General features: G+C 60.1%; 20 protein-coding genes. All 20 read right to left on the reverse strand.

What is annotated here, in order from left to right:
- Window positions 1-49: 49 nt before the first annotated feature.
- On the reverse strand, window positions 50-619 hold the full coding sequence (locus tag ACN8ZM_RS38565; protein ID WP_175026487.1) for a hypothetical protein: 570 nt from the start codon (window positions 617-619) through the stop codon (window positions 50-52).
- A gap of 113 nt (window positions 620-732) precedes the next feature.
- A complete protein-coding gene (locus ACN8ZM_RS38570) occupies window positions 733-1482 on the reverse strand; it encodes a hypothetical protein (RefSeq protein WP_175026488.1) in 750 nt (249 codons plus the stop codon).
- A 51-nt stretch (window positions 1483-1533) separates the two neighbouring features.
- Window positions 1534-1851, reverse strand: a complete 318-nt coding sequence (locus ACN8ZM_RS38575) for a hypothetical protein (RefSeq protein ID WP_175026489.1) — start codon at window positions 1849-1851, stop codon at window positions 1534-1536.
- A 33-nt stretch (window positions 1852-1884) separates the two neighbouring features.
- Window positions 1885-2154 carry a hypothetical protein gene (locus ACN8ZM_RS38580; RefSeq protein ID WP_175026490.1) on the reverse strand — a complete coding sequence of 90 codons (270 nt, stop codon included), beginning with the start codon at window positions 2152-2154 and terminating at the stop codon, window positions 1885-1887.
- A gap of 270 nt (window positions 2155-2424) precedes the next feature.
- Window positions 2425-2979 (reverse strand): hypothetical protein, encoded by a 555-nt coding sequence (locus tag ACN8ZM_RS38585; protein ID WP_175026491.1) that lies wholly within the window; start codon window positions 2977-2979, stop codon window positions 2425-2427.
- Entirely contained in the window at window positions 2979-3317 is a 339-nt protein-coding gene (locus ACN8ZM_RS38590; protein WP_175026492.1) for a hypothetical protein, read from the reverse strand. The genes ACN8ZM_RS38585 and ACN8ZM_RS38590 overlap by 1 nt, the downstream gene beginning before the upstream one ends.
- 4 nt (window positions 3318-3321) lie before the next feature.
- The gene (locus tag ACN8ZM_RS38595) at window positions 3322-3513 is read right to left on the reverse strand and encodes a hypothetical protein (protein WP_175026493.1); all 192 of its coding nucleotides are present in this window, start codon (window positions 3511-3513) and stop codon (window positions 3322-3324) included.
- Between the two features lie 156 nt (window positions 3514-3669).
- Complete coding sequence (locus ACN8ZM_RS38600) at window positions 3670-3918, reverse strand: hypothetical protein (RefSeq protein WP_081712843.1); 249 nt, start codon at window positions 3916-3918, stop codon at window positions 3670-3672.
- Window positions 3915-4097: a hypothetical protein gene (locus ACN8ZM_RS38605; protein ID WP_025496720.1), complete on the reverse strand. Its 183-nt coding sequence runs from the start codon at window positions 4095-4097 to the stop codon at window positions 3915-3917. The genes ACN8ZM_RS38600 and ACN8ZM_RS38605 overlap by 4 nt, the downstream gene beginning before the upstream one ends.
- Complete coding sequence (locus tag ACN8ZM_RS38610; protein ID WP_175026494.1) at window positions 4090-4755, reverse strand: hypothetical protein; 666 nt, start codon at window positions 4753-4755, stop codon at window positions 4090-4092. The genes ACN8ZM_RS38605 and ACN8ZM_RS38610 overlap by 8 nt, the downstream gene beginning before the upstream one ends.
- Before the next feature lie 129 nt (window positions 4756-4884).
- Complete coding sequence (locus tag ACN8ZM_RS38615) at window positions 4885-5661, reverse strand: hypothetical protein (RefSeq protein ID WP_025496722.1); 777 nt, start codon at window positions 5659-5661, stop codon at window positions 4885-4887.
- An 85-nt stretch (window positions 5662-5746) separates the two neighbouring features.
- Entirely contained in the window at window positions 5747-6322 is a 576-nt protein-coding gene (locus ACN8ZM_RS38620; RefSeq protein ID WP_025496723.1) for a hypothetical protein, read from the reverse strand.
- 70 nt (window positions 6323-6392) lie between these two features.
- Entirely contained in the window at window positions 6393-7049 is a 657-nt protein-coding gene (locus tag ACN8ZM_RS38625; protein ID WP_025496724.1) for a hypothetical protein, read from the reverse strand.
- A gap of 618 nt (window positions 7050-7667) precedes the next feature.
- On the reverse strand, window positions 7668-8936 hold the full coding sequence (locus ACN8ZM_RS38630; protein WP_025496816.1) for a hypothetical protein: 1269 nt from the start codon (window positions 8934-8936) through the stop codon (window positions 7668-7670).
- A 166-nt stretch (window positions 8937-9102) separates the two neighbouring features.
- The gene (locus tag ACN8ZM_RS38635; RefSeq protein WP_025496817.1) at window positions 9103-9795 is read right to left on the reverse strand and encodes a hypothetical protein; all 693 of its coding nucleotides are present in this window, start codon (window positions 9793-9795) and stop codon (window positions 9103-9105) included.
- Between the two features lie 209 nt (window positions 9796-10004).
- The gene (locus tag ACN8ZM_RS38640; protein WP_025496172.1) at window positions 10005-10196 is read right to left on the reverse strand and encodes a hypothetical protein; all 192 of its coding nucleotides are present in this window, start codon (window positions 10194-10196) and stop codon (window positions 10005-10007) included.
- A gap of 343 nt (window positions 10197-10539) precedes the next feature.
- Window positions 10540-11571 carry a phosphoadenosine phosphosulfate reductase family protein gene (locus ACN8ZM_RS38645; RefSeq protein ID WP_210771977.1) on the reverse strand — a complete coding sequence of 344 codons (1032 nt, stop codon included), beginning with the start codon at window positions 11569-11571 and terminating at the stop codon, window positions 10540-10542.
- 144 nt (window positions 11572-11715) lie between these two features.
- On the reverse strand, window positions 11716-12000 hold the full coding sequence (locus ACN8ZM_RS38650; protein ID WP_025496170.1) for a hypothetical protein: 285 nt from the start codon (window positions 11998-12000) through the stop codon (window positions 11716-11718).
- A 119-nt stretch (window positions 12001-12119) separates the two neighbouring features.
- Window positions 12120-13550: a DNA cytosine methyltransferase gene (locus ACN8ZM_RS38655; RefSeq protein WP_025496169.1), complete on the reverse strand. Its 1431-nt coding sequence runs from the start codon at window positions 13548-13550 to the stop codon at window positions 12120-12122.
- 75 nt (window positions 13551-13625) lie between these two features.
- A complete protein-coding gene (locus ACN8ZM_RS38660) occupies window positions 13626-14342 on the reverse strand; it encodes a hypothetical protein (RefSeq protein WP_025496168.1) in 717 nt (238 codons plus the stop codon).
- Window positions 14343-14741 lie beyond the last annotated feature (399 nt).

A 14741-nucleotide genomic window follows, 5' to 3' on the forward strand; every position in this document is an offset into this window, starting at 1 on the left:
AAGAAAAGCTGGCAGGAGGTCGCATTGCCCCCTGCCACCCGACGGCGAATCAGATCGCGTCGCCGTTCTTCGGATCGACGAGCTTGACCGTCACAGCGACGTCTTGCTTGCCGTTCGCGTCGATCGCGGAGTTGACGACGGTTTCGACGCCAGCCTTGACCTTGACCGCGGACTTGAAACCATTCTTCGACACGTCGGGAAGCTGGACCGTGCCAATGTCCGATTTGAAGTCGCGCATGGAGTTCAGACGGGCGCTGTCATACACGAGATCGAGGAGCACTTCACCGTTCGGCAGCACGCGCGGCAGCACGCCAAAGTCGAAGCCCGTCTTGAGATCCGCGTACGACACGCAGGTCTTGGCCGGATTGTCCTTGCACGGAGCGATCGCGCTGACGTAGGAAATGCTGGTGTGCTCGTCGACGTTGGTGCTCACGCCGTCGGCCGCGGTCAGCACGACCGAGGTCGCCTTGTCGCCCTTGTCGCCCTTGATGCTCAGCGTGATCTGCACAACCTTGGCGTTTGCCGACACCGACGGAATGTCCGCCGACGCCGTGGCGCAGTAGCCGAACATCAGGGCGGCGCTCAGTGCGAAAAGGGCTCGGGTGGGTTTGCGATTCATGTGTCACTCCAGGTTAAGTCACGCCGGCGACATGCAAGCGCGCACGTTTCAGTTCAAAGCAGAGCTTGCTTGCGACTGGCAGATCACGGTGCGCGTCCGCCAGCCCGCTGGGATCACTGCGCAATGGTCGAGTTTCTGTCGACGACCTTGGCCAGCACAGAAATGGTTTGCGCCATCGAATTGTGCGAACAGGTCTCGATGACCGTATCAACGTCCGGTTTCAGCCTCACTGCGGATTCGAAGCCGCACGTGTACGTCTTCGGAATCTGCACCGTACCCAGCTCATTGGTGACGTTCTCCAGCGAGATCAGTTGGCTGTTGGAAGCCTTCAGATCGAGCACGACGTCGCGGTTTTCCAGCACATGCGGCTCCGCGGCGATTTCCAGGCCAGTAACCAGCGGCGAGGTGGTCACGCACATTTCGTCACTGCTCGGGGGCGTCCCGCCCGCAAGCCCTCCGCCGGCCGTCGACGAAACTTCTTTTTTGCACGGCCCCACATCGCTGACGTAGGTCCCCTGGGTGACTGACCGGTAGTGAGCCGACTTCCCGTCACGCAGAACCAACGGGACGCTCGCCAGTCTCTCGTTCTTCGATTGGACGGTCACCGTGAGCATCACGACCTTGGAGCTTGCCGGCGACACTGCCCGAGCAGCCGGCGCCTCCCACTTCTTGTCCCGGCACTCGACGATGGCGTCGCTGGCATCCAGCGTGATAGTCCCGTTGACCGTACAGGCGCTGTCGAGTTTCACATCGGTGGTGGCAGGTTTGCTGCTCGTCACACTTTGCGCATTCGCAGCAGCGCACATGCCGAGAGCGAGCACGGCCCCGATAGCACCGAGGCGACGCGTAGCGTTCCACTTCATCTCTTCACTCCTCAAAAATTGTTCATAGCTGGCTGAGCAAATCTGGCCCGCTCAATCCAGCAAAACGTCGCGATTCGACACGAGGCCATCCAGATTCAAATCCCCGCCCGCCCACGCGACTTCCACTTCGTTCCGTTCATCCCACAACACCAGATTTGCCTTGCAGCAGTGGCTAACCCAGACCTTGCAGGTCCTGCTGCTCAGCAGAACGCCGTCCTGGGTTTCGTCTCGGGAATATTCAAAATCCGCCTGCTCGGGGCGACAATTCCCGCAACCGTTCTCACAGGTCCACTGCTGACCTTCTGCCAACTCGGGCAAGACCACGTCCTCGACATGACGTTCTTTCGGAAAAGCGACAGCGGTATCCATTGGTGATCCTCATTAAGCTTGATGCGTGACCGCTCACCGACCGGCTGTAGCGGCTTGGTGCTCGGTCTGGACGAATTCGGTGATCTTCTGCCGCAACGGCGCCAACGCGGAGTTCACTTGCTGAACCTCGTTGGCCATGTCGACGCGATTTCCCGTGGTGTCGATCGGACTGTCGCCGATGCAGAGCGTCCATTGGCCGGTGCTCGACTGGCAGGGATGCGGCAGATCCGTTTGCTGTGTCTGTGCAGCGACCGGACCCGCGATCAGGAAGGAAGCTGCCAGCGTCGCCTTCACGAATTTCATGGACAAGCCTTAGGCTGATGTGGAATCAGCCACCCATTATCGGGATCGGGGAAAATCCGACAATTCGGAAACAGGCTGCAAAATAGGGGGGATTTGCGCGATTGTGTATGCTTTTTGCCTGCTTTGTCGGAAAGGATCGGGTGCTCACGCGCGCCGCCATCGCCGACGAGAAAAAATGAAACCCGTTCGGGATGCGTTCGCCGCCATCGCAACCTGCCGCTGCGTGCTATGCACCAGCCGCGTGTGCTCGTCGATCCGAAACCAGAGCTCTCACCGCAGAGAGGTACCGGTGCAACGTCGGGTGCAGGGAGTGCTCGCGGGTTCCACAGCCGTCAATTCGGCCCGAGCAAACGCATCCTGAACGGGTTGAGGTGGCTCACCCGCCACGGAGGGCATCTTCGAAACCGGTACGGGCGCATTCACGAGATAGACTACCGTGCCCGCCGGCTTCGACGACGAGCCAGCCACGGCGATCGGCATGATCCACGCGTCATTTGCGCCATGTACCTTGCCTAGCTCGTCCACCCAACCGCCCCAAGGGCCAAGCAGCGCAGCCTCGCGAGGCGCATCTTCCACCGGCACGATTCGGTCCGTCACGATCAGGATGAACCCCGGTTTTCCGCCCACCGGTGCCGCACGGAACGACACCTCGCTGCGCGCCCCGTGGTATTCCAGAGGCAGGCGCTTGTGCGCTTCTCTCTTGGCATCGTTCATGTCACAGACGAACGCCACGCTCTCGCCCATCGTCCAGCCAGGCATGTCGCAGGGATTCGACCTCGCGCCCGCCGGCGCCAGCCCCAGGAAAAGCAGCAACGCACCAATCATCAATCGTCCTTTTTGTTCTTTCGGGTCGTCTTACGGGCTTGCGCCAGCTTTTCCTCTCCCAACACCAGCACCTGGCGCAGAACCAGCAGCTTGTACCGGCATTGAGGCAAGATCACATAGAGGTGTTCGTCTTCCTGTGCCTGACCGACCGTCTGCTCCTCGATCGCGAGCCGCAGCGCGGTCTTGCAAAGATCCTCGATTGCGAACAACACGATGATCGACAGCACAGCAAACGCATTCGCATCGTCAGGAAAGCAGACGCCCAGAAGCGTCATCAGCCCAGTGACGAAAACGGCTTCCTTCGCCTGCCATGGAATCCGGCGGATCAGGGTCAGCACCTCGTCAATCTCCGGTGGCCAGCACGGCGATCAGCGTCACATCGGACGGATCTCCGCCGCGAGCCTTCACCGCATCAACCCTCTCGTTGAAGTCTTGATCCGCGCCGTCAAAGTCGTGGCCATGATCTTCCACCGTTCCGGCAGAATCATCGCGGACTTCGTAGCGCTCGATATATACGGTTGCTGCTCTCAACATGGGTTCCCTCACTCTCTCCCGTCTAAACCGCGCGCCCACTGGCCGCTTCCTTTCAATTCTGGAGGATCCGGTAGGATTGGACCGCTCGAAAACAAAGCGCATCCGGGCGTACTTTCGCCTTCAGATTACCGGCGATCGAAGCCGATTCAAGGGGGATCAGTTGGAGGGAGGGTCGAACCGGAAGCGGAGTTGCTCGCCGGCTTCAGCGTCTAGCGGCTGCAGGATGACGTCCTCGCGCCGAACCCATTGCGGGCTGACACGGCTCGACACGCCCTTCTGGAACTTGACGAAGTCACCGTTCGGGTGAACCTCGACGATGTAACCGTAGACGAAGCCACCCGTAGGCTCCGGCACCTTGCAGGCGCGTCCCTCAGACTCAAGCGCCTCTTCACGGGTCAGGCTCAATCCGGCCTCCCCTTCGACTGCTCGTAGTTTGCCCAGGCCAGGATTGCGTCGTCGATATCCTCGTTCCGGTCCGGAAACCTGCGGACAAGCTCAGCCCTCAGCGTCGTTACCTTGCGGATCTGCTGGAACCGCGCGATGTTGACCGCTGCGCGCAGCATTTCGAACACGCCCTCAGTCATCGAGGCACCGGATCGCCATTCGCGCTTCGGCGGTAATCTGCGCCTCGAGCTCGGCCACGGCTTCGGCGACGATTTCATCATCGCCAGCCCGGTAGCGTTCGCCGGCCTGGTCAATCGGAAGCACGACTGCCTTCGACCAGCCGAACTGGTCGGCGGTGATGTCCGCGACGAAGCCCACACCGGCCGGTGTTTTCCCTTCTACCCAGTAATGGCCATTCCACATGCCGGGCTGGTCGATGGCGCCTTCACCGAGATCTCCATCGCCCCCGCGCACAGTCGCCGCGCACTTGCCGAACTGCTCGAGCGAGTTTCGCAGCAGGATCGCGCCGTAAGCGCACGTCCCCCTAGTCTTCGCGATGTTGCTGGCAGAGAGCACACGATCGAACACATCCCGCATCATTGTGGTGAGCCGTGCCACTTCTTGCAGGTCCGGGTCACAGTCAACGGCGATTTGATGGCCCGGCCAGTGACCCTTGGCCGGTTTCCATTGCGGATTGTCAGGCTCGACCTTGCGCATGGTTTCCAGCGCATCCGGATCCCGGTAGTCCGCCATGCACCGAACGCAATCACCTCCGCAGTCACCGGTGTCCGGTTTCCCGGGCTGGTCGAGCTGCTGGCCGCAAATTCGGCAGGCGTGCGGATCAGGCTGTTGCGGCATGTCATGTTTCCGTGGCAATGGACGGCCCATGATAGCAGCGAGCACCGGCAGAACAAGCCGTTCCACAAAGGCAAACAGCCCATCCACCGAAAGGGTGAATGGGCTGTTTGGGTACGATTCTGACCTAGGTTATGCGGCCAAGAGTCGTTTGATGATGCCGTCGGCATCGCCACAGAACGGCGCCAGCATGTCGAGCGTCAGGTCGATAGCCCGTTTCCGGGCTTCGAGCGTCAGCCACGGCTTGCCGATCGCCGCCAGACTCGGGAGCTCCGCCATCGCTTCCAGCAGCAGATTTTCGGCCTGGATGCGGGTGTTCTCGGCTTCGAGCAGCGGACAGTTGTCCGACGCTCTGACCTTGAGCCCTGCCGCATCGCGTGCCTCGAAACACTGCTTGAGGAAGATAGCGAAGTCTGACTCTTCCAGCATGTACGATCGCTTCCGGTCGAGAATGACCACGTCCTCACACCCATGCTCGACATACTTCCGCGCGATGCGAAACTGATGCCGAGTCAGGATCTCCGTTTCGTATGCGACGACGACCGGGCGGACTACATCCTCATGGGCCATCGAGAGCAGCAGGTTCTCTGCCGCCCGGATCATGTTGGCATTCGGGACAAACTCGCCCGACATGGCCTTCGTGATCTGCTCGTTGACCTGGGAATCGACCTTCTGCCCGATCGATACCGGGAGGTCCCCGATCTGGCTGTCGCCGCCCATCCAGTCACTATCGGCATGCCATGCCTGACTGCCGACAGGACGGAACTCGTGATGCTTTTCCGGCCGGCCCGACTCGCCTTGGCGAACGACGCATCGCCATTCGTAACCGTCGATCACGACCGGCGTCGAAACGAAGAAATGCATGCCGCCTTTGAGGCCAGACGATGCACCTTGAACTGCTTGTGTCATGTTCCTGCTCCTGAGTAACGCGAAGCAGGCCCCGTGGCGGGTGACTGCCCCGCTTGGGTAAAAGTGACTTTCCAGATGTGGCCGGTTAAACCTCGGTTCCGCCAATCCAACAATCGCCGAGATAGGCATCCGCTACGTCGCCATCTACGGCATGCACAACGTCCTCATGGTTGAGCGACTGGACGATAGCGTCACCCGTCCATGGAACGGATGGCGAGACGCTGAAAACGACATTCCCGGTTGGGCCTCGCACAGAAAGGACCGCGTTTTCACGACCGATGAGCAGGTCCCGCTCGCCAACGTGGATCGGGCGCCCTACCAGCTTTATGCCGCATGCTGTCGCATCGTATGCGTCCTGCTCGATTCGACGGATCTGTACCGGCTTCGGATATCCGAACTTCTCGAAATCCGGAACGCCGCCACATTCATTAAGGAAGGTGTCAGCGTCCACGCCGTTTATGGCTGCGTGGCCTCGAAACTCATCAAGCCTTTCCATGGCCCGCTTGATCTTCCCTTCGCGATCTTGCAGTTCCAACGCCAGAATATGGCCTTTCCCTCGCGCCAGCTGCACCCCATGAAGAGCCGCCTCCTGCTCGCGCAATACGCTCAAAGCATGCTTGACGTAGAACTGAACAGACTGCGGGATCTTTGTTTCGTGCATTCTCTTTCTCCTTGCTTGAGTGACACGAAGCAGAAACCCGGGCGGGTAACTGCCCCGCCTGGGGTGACCTTCAGGCTACGACGCGTACGGCGGTGAGGATGACGCTCGAGTCGAAGTTGCGCTCGCGTCCGCCGACGAAGTAGACACAGACGGTTCGGCTGTTGATCAGCTCCACCCTTTTGACCTCTTCGTTCTGGTGATACGGCAGCACGTCCCCGGATTGGAGATCCGCCGGCTTTGCTTCAATATGGCGCCGCGATTGCTTCTGCTCGTGCGCGACCGACGCAGCCCACGACTTGTACTCCGCCGTTCCATTCTTCTTCAGCCATTCCTGATGCTCTCGCATCGCGGCGACGCTGTCGAAGCCGAGGGCTTTCGCCTGTTCGAGGCTTTGGCACACCGCCGTCCGCTCCCAGCCATCTTGTGGGAATTCCTCGCCCATCACCTCCGCAACTTCATCGACGAGATCGACGCGTTTTACGGCGATGAAGGTCGCCAGATCAAGCCGCGTTACGCCGTCGATGTTGTCTGCACGTACCGAACTGAGTACGCGATACACGTCCACCTTGCGCAACTGGTCGATCGAGTCGGCCGCGATCTTGATGAACTGCTCGAGGTCACTGGCTTGTCCGCGGTCGTCGTGCGCATGCACATTGACATCGACATGAGGCAGTTCACGCTGAAGCGCTTCCCATGCGGCATATTCCGCCGGCAGGGTTGCCTTCACGTATGCTTGGTCTCCAAACTGAGATGCTTTACATCCAATCCCTGCGGCGTCTCTCGTTGGAATTGCGGCACAATGGCCTCGGGAGTTTGTGTAAATGTCCCAATTGCCGTGGTTACAGATGAACGTCGGAAAGTTCTCGGTGTTATACACACCATCCCTTTCGGGCTTGACCGTTGGTTCCGTCATTTTCCTGCTCCTGATGTCGCGAAGCAGGCTTACCCGTGCGGGTAACTGCCCCGCTTGGGTTGAGATACTGCCCGAAGGCAGATAGATGAGATTGCGGCAACGCCGCCAGGCTGGGAAATGGTCCAGCTACCAGTGAAAGCGGGTCAAGTATATCGGAATTTCCAGACAGGAAGTAAGTCGGAGTCCAAAGCCTCCACGAAAAGCAAAATGCCCCCGACCCGTCGGTCAACGGCGAATCCGTGCGGGGGGCGAGACCGGCGTCAATTTCGCAAGAGGCCTCCACCAAGGCCTATCGACATACTTCATATCCAAACCTACCAGTCGGTCGACCAAGCCCAACCTCGAAAGTTGGTAACGACGAGACCACAAATAGAAACGCCCGCCGGCCCCTGGAAATCGGGGGCGCGGCGAGCAGGAACTGCAGGTTGATGATTACGGGCGCGACGACGAAATATGCCCCGGCGATTCGTCATCCGGATCGATAAAGAACGCCGCTTCCGAGCCGAGCTTGGCCGCTTCGACGCCTAGCTGCGCTCGTGTGAGCGGCGTGCTCGACACAATCGAGAGACCGCCACCGAGGTAGCCGCCATCGTCGCAAAAGCGCGCGAGTTCCTCCAGCGACCACGAAGACAGATCGGCCCCGTCGTCATGCAATACCACGAACTGAACCACGGCCTTGCGGACGTCGGTCGGTGAAGGCTCACCGTCCAGCGCCGAATGGACCGGGCATGCTTCCGCCTTGATCATTTCCCATGCCTTGTCGGCACGATCGAACAGAGACGACACTTCCTCAACGGACAAATCCATAGATTCCGCTAACGCGCTCATATCGAGATTTTCCTGCGTCGCCATGATTTCAGCGAGCAGGCGCGGGAACTGGATGTCATCGCGATCCCACAACGGAGGCGTCGTTTCCGGCACTTTCAGCGCTGCCTTGCGAGCAGCTAGCAGCATGGATTCGGTGATGTTGGACAGGTCCTTCGCCTCGAAGAAATCGCAAATGCTGTCCTTGGCACGAACCGTGAACGGACCGTTATGACCGAGTGCAACAGTGTCGACAAGAGCATCTGTTGAATCCGAGTAGTCGCGGAGAGCATGAATCTTCTGCAGATCCATCTCAAGCACGACTTGCGTCACATCCACGGCTTGCTGGCCGTCGACGTACGTCGCGTAGTCGTTCACCCAGGCTTGCGGAAGAAAGACGGCGAGAATCCGCTTTTCCCGCAATTCCCCGTCCGGACGACCTTGACGGACCGTCTCGGCCGGATCCTCCCCAGCTTGACCATCTGCCAGCTCACCGAACGGGACGACTTCTGTGACCGTCCAATTGCCTTCGAGGCTCACCAGGCATTCACCGGTTTCGGTGGATGCCATCGCGTCTACGATTCGCGCGAGCAGTACCGCCGGCGGAGCCGTGCGAGACGCGTTGTCGACGCTCGTGGCGTAAACCCGCAACGTGACGCAGACGAACACCTTGCGATCTGTCGGCTTCTGCGCATCGTCTTCCGAAATCCATCCCCGCACGACGGAAAGGATTCCGGCTGGGAACTGTCCCTCGGTCATCGCAACTTCGCTGAAACCTCGCGCTTCGTCGTCAGCGAACTCGCGAGTGCACAGATCGGCGTCGGTAAAGCCCGTCGCCTCGAACGTGACATTGAACGGGACCACGTCCCGACGGGAAACCACGGAGGATTGAGACATATCCTGCTCCTGAAAAGTGCGAAGCAGGCCCCCGGCGGGAAGCTGCCCCGCTAGGGTTGTGCACGGAATAGTGCGTTTTGGGCTGGTTTCGGTCCAGCTACCGTCGAAAATCAGGCATCAGTATATCGCGGAATTCCTGACGAGAAGTTCCTCGATGCCGCACAGGTCAGTCCGAGTCTTGCGTTGGCTGCGACAGATACTTGGTCACGCCGTCCGGCAGATGTACGACGCCGTCTTTCGACTCGGCAGCCGCCTTTTGCACCGCATCAACGTTCGCCTTGAGCTTGGCGCTCTCGCCTTGCACGTAGCTCGGCCACGGCACGAACGGCTGGGCGTAGTCGCGCCCCAGCCTGATCGATTTCGGGCACCGATAAACAGCGGTATCGGCTTTCAGGCGCACAAGGATCTCGTCGCCACTGCAGGTCATCTGCTCACCCGTGAAGCCGACGTCCATCGAGCCGGATCTGTTGACGTCACGAAAGAAAATCCAGTGGTCGATGGCCGTCCCGCAGACATAGAGAGCTGCGAAGACCGCCCAAAGCGACAGGCCGAACCTCAGATTCCCGCCCGACTGGCCGGCCCGCGTAGCCGAAACGAACTTGATCCCGAACAGGATCAGGCTCAGCAAGCCGACGACGAAATACGCCAGCGGCGTCCAGTTGTAGGCAGCTCCGCCGATGCCGCCAAACAGGTTGAACTGAATCAGCTCCGTTCCACCGAGGAAGGCGATCGATGCCACCAGGCACGTCAGCATGTGCGCGCCGCCGATCAGAGGTCCCTTCCCCGGCTTTCCGATTTGCCGGATGGCGGCAAAGATATTCGCGTACATCAGGAAGGCGGTGATAGCGAGAAACGGCATAGTGGCCTCAGAAATTGGTGATCCCGCTCACTCGAGCGGACTGCGCGCCGCACCGGAGCGATCCATGCGGCGTAACCAGCGGCTCGGCATTTTACTGCGCCGGGTTGTCATCCGGGTGGTACCACCGTATCAGGGGGAGATCCCGATTCAAGGGGGAAGTGAGAATCCGGGTGTGTTCCCCGCCGGTTACAGATGCTCAATTCCCTTGGTCAAAGCCGGCCCGCCCGCGCAAGCACAACAGCATCCGGGTATTTGATGGGCTCGCCCAGAAATTCCGAAATCCGCGCATGGAGCAGCGTCGACTCTTCCCATGGCTTGTCACTGATGTGCTTCAGCGCCTCGCGCAGAAGCCCGACCGCCAATTCGTGTTGAACCGCATCGATCCAGTACTGCCCTGCCATGTCCACTCCGTGGCCAGTCGTTAAGCCGGAAGGCTCTCGACCGGAATCGTTTTAGGCATCTACTGCGGCGGAACGCCGAGGAAGTCGTCTCGGGAACCCGCCACATGTACGATGATTTTTCGCCACACCAGGCGAGCGCCCTCCCGCACCCAATCGAGGGCGTTGCGCGGGGGAACGCATCGGGGAGCGACGCTTTGCATAATGCGAAATTTTCCGTCAGACAGTTCACGTGAACAATCGATAAACGTTCACAAATAACGGGGGATTTCCTGAACGGAAAAGCCCGCGGCCTTCTCAAGAGAGAAGACGCGCGGGCTTGGTTTGCTGCGAACTGCTTTCCACATCACTGCGGACCGGCGCCCTGCTTGAAGGCTCCGGACGGCAGCGTCCAATCGGTCGTGGCGATCCGAATCGGCACCGTATATTCGGTCGAGAGCGCAAGGGCAGCGGTCTCTTCCTCATACCCGTACGGCGTGCCTTCATCGGCCAGTTGATGAACCGACTTCGTGCGGTGAATCGTGAGACCGAACTCACTTTCGAGATCGGCGATCCGCACGAAGCGCACCGACATCAGCTTTCGCTCAGTCGCCCGCTGGTGGCAGTCCGAGAAGATGCAATGCGCGCAGGACACACGGTTGAAGCCAAGGTAGTACGCCGGATGCGGACGTACACCGAAACGCTTCATGATGTCCCACACCTGCTCCTCGGACCACTGCAGTACCGGACGCCAGTGATCGACGTGCCGGCTCTGCGTGTGGCAACGATCCGGCTCGTTGGCTCGGTACTTCGACCGCGCTGCGGACTCTTGAGCGCGCTCCCCCGTGCAGACGAGGGTGCGGATACCCAAAAAGCGATGCTGGTTCCGCATCGCCGCGGCGCCGACGTCGACCTTGAGGCTGGCCGAGCACCAACGCTGAGACAGAGCCGCCGTGACCTGCGGAAACTTGCGCCGCGTGTTCTGCGGCCCAGCTCCGCCGGCCTGGATCAACCCGTCCGGCGTTTCGGCCATGACCGGCGCGGTGGACTGGTTCTCGCGAAGCATCTCCCGAAGAAAACCACCCTCGCGCCAACTGAAGTACAACGGCAGACCGAATTCAGCCGCGAACCGCCGGCAGTAGTCGCTGGTCACCGGCCAATCCATGAAGGATTCACCGTGCCCGTCAACGTCGTGATGCCAGAGTTCGATGCGACTCGAATCGATGCCAATATCGAGCAGGTGCAGGACCGTTGCCGCCGAGTCCTTTCCCCCGCTGAACATAACGACGTACTTGTCGTATGCGTGCGGATCAAACGCGACCGGTGAGTCGGCATCCGCAGGAGGTTCCACCTCGAACAGCAACTGCTGCTGTGGAGGCCGACCGTTTAGTGCTTCCAAGATGCTCTCCATGGCCGTGAGGCCGAAATCGCGAGCATCACCCCCAGCGGGAGCGAAATCCCGCGAGGGTTGAATGTGACTTTCCGTAACGCTGCTGACAGATGCCCTGCCTGAATCTCCAGACGGCAGCGCCCATTCGGGTGGTCAGGAATACGTGCGGTTGACGTTGCGCTTCGCACTGCGTTCACGAATGAGGCGGCGGAACAACTTGACCGCGTCTCCCCGTTCTTCAAGCTCGAAGCACTCCCACACGCGCGCATGGCCGTTGTACGGCCGCGCTCTCACGTGATAACAAGCCCCGTCAACTCCCAACGAAATGGCCTGACGGTCGTCGTTCAGCGTCGCACTATCGAGGTACCCGCATGCGTGAGCGAATCGGGTCAGGAAATTGTCGGACCGGACGAACTTCGGTTGTTTTGCGGCTCTCATCTGCTTCTCTCAGAAAATCTGCGGGAAGCAGTCCCGGCAGGGAGCGCGTCCCCGCATGGGTAAAAGTGAAGCGAGCATCCCCCTTGCGGAAGCGATGTCCCGCCAAGGGTGGATGCAACTTATGCCGCGACAGCCTCGGCCCGCACAAACGACGCAAATGAAATCGACGTCGCTTGTTTGAACGCCAGCAGCGCATGGCCGAGGGCCTTGAAAACCGAGACGAAAGGCGGAACGCTGACGGCCTGGCCACATACTTCATGACCGAACGTCTGCGTGACTCCTTGCACGAGATCCTCCCAGATCCCCTTGCAGCGAGCATGCTCGCGTACCGTGGGAATGCGGAGAAGATCCGGGTCGGCCGGATGCTGCAGGAAGGTTCCGGTGCTCTGACGCTTCGCGAGCGTCTTGTTGAGCGTCGGCACCTTGGGAGATTCTTCGTTGACGATCGTCATCTTGAATCCCTTCCCTGCCGCTTCGTCGCGTTCCTGCTTGTCCTTCAGATACGTGAGAGGCGACCAGCACTTATCGTCCAGCGCGACGACCTCCATGATCTCGCCCAGCTTGCGAGCCTGAGGCTCGGGACGCTCGACCAGATCGAAGGAGAACTCGACGCCCTGCGTGACCGCGATCATACACATGCGTTCACGATGCTCGAGCATGTTCCATTCGGCCGCATTCAGCACGGTCTCGTGGACGACATACCCGAGGTCTCGGAACATCGAGCGCGCGATCGCGGCCGACGCCGTGTTCAGCCAGCCGGGCACGCACTCGATGGCAACAAAGGCCGGCGAGGTTTGAGCCACCGCCGCCAGTGCCGGTACGATCAGATGCCCAACGTCAGGGTGCGACTCTGGGAACTCAAGCTTCCGCTTCGTGCGCCCAGCGTTTGATGCCCCGCTGCACGGGATACCGAGCACCATGCCGTCAAGCTTGGGCAGTTGAGACATCACCCAGTTGTCGAACACCACTTCCTGCATCGGAGCCGTCAGCAGGATAGTCTGCGCGTCGAAAACCGGGTTGTGCTCGATCGCATGCTCCATGCAATCGTCCCGTATCTCGTTCGCGAGTGCCAGCCGCGAGCGGATGCCTGCCTCTTCCAGCCCCGTATGAGCGGCTCGGTCGAGGATGCCGATTCCCGACGAGAACGAACCCATGAGCAGCGGTTCGTCATTCGCGAGCTTCGACTTCAGCCGGTCGAGCCGTTCCTTCGCGCGGACTTCCGAGGCGATCGGAAGCACGAAGATTCGGCGCAGCTGCACCACGATGCGGACGGCCGTCAGGCCCATGCGAACGAAGATGCCGAGGAGGCTTTCGTTCTGGATGTCGATTACCGGAACTTCGCGCTCGCGCACGACCTTCTTGGATACGACACGCTCGCCGTCGTCCGACGCCTCGAGGACCAACATACAGCGGTCCTCGTCTAGCTTGGCTTTGAGCTTCATGCCCGGCAGGAAGCCAGCACGGCTCGCCTGAGAGCCTTCGATCCACAGGCGCGGCGTGCCTTTGTTGCTGCCGAGCTTGCGAATCTCCATGCCTTGAAGGGATTTCATATGCTTCTCCAGGGGGTACGTGCGAGAAGCGCTCCCTGCGGGAACGCATCCCGCAAGGGTTGAAAACAAGGTGGATTACTTCGTGAACCAGGCAGCAGTCTCGAAGAGGTGCCGCGCGGCCTGGTCGTGTTCGTCGAACGCGACCATCTTGCCGCCGTAGCCTTCCGCGACGGCACGCTCGATCGCGACGTCGTAGTGCTCGCCCTCGTCGATATCGACGTCGGAAACGGGCAATTCGAACGTGCGGATCTCGGGAATACCTTGCGAGTTGTCGCAAAGGACCGCCACCTTGATGCGGGTGCGCTCCTCATCGACGTTCGCCTTCAGACCGAGCAGACGGTACAGATTGTCTTCGGCCTGATTGAGCTCGGCAGACAGTCGTGCACCTTCCGCGTGCCCATCGTCGGACAGACGATGGTCGCCGCGCAGGAACGACGCTTCACCGTGAGCCGCGATCGCCGCCTTGACGCGATCGGCCCAGCTCGACGGATACGAGATCTCTTCCCAGGCTTCGCCGCGGGTCAGTTCAGTCCCGTCGGGCAACACGGCCGTGGTGATATCGATCTGGTTCTGATTCGCCGAATCGGCGCTTTCGACCGTGGCCTGCTCGATACTCTGCCCCGGACGACGGAACGGGTATTCGAGCAGCACGTGGCCGTTTTCGTACATCAGGCCATTGGCCTCGTACTCACCCGGGCCATCGGCATCGGTTGCCTTGACCAAGACTGCGTACGGAAAGACCTTCCCCACGAGAATCGGGGCGATGAACGACTTGATGTTTTGCTGTTTCATGTGTGCTCCAATGAACCGCGAAGCACACGCCCACCAGGGCCGAGATGCCCCGCATGGGTTGAGAATCACCGGATGGTGAGAATCGATTGCGGTCAGACCGCACCGCAATAAGGCTAGATTTCGGACTAGCTGCCGTTGGGAAAACGGACTTATTTTGCCACAAACTTCCTGATGGGAAAATTCCCCAGATCGGCACACTCCCAAATATTCCGCCGACACTCCCTACCCTTACCACAATGGTGTTGGTAAGGGTAGGTTGATTTCCCAAAGCCCCCCGAACGCTACGTTTCATGAGATTCGATTTTGCCGGAACGAACCGCCCTGGTCACCCTCTGAAGTTCCCCTCTGCGGATTTGGAGCCGCACCCTTTTGTTGTCGAGGCCAACGAACGGAACCAAG

It is taken from the genome of Burkholderia aenigmatica, assembly GCF_048627025.1.
Lineage (GTDB): Bacteria > Pseudomonadota > Gammaproteobacteria > Burkholderiales > Burkholderiaceae > Burkholderia > Burkholderia aenigmatica.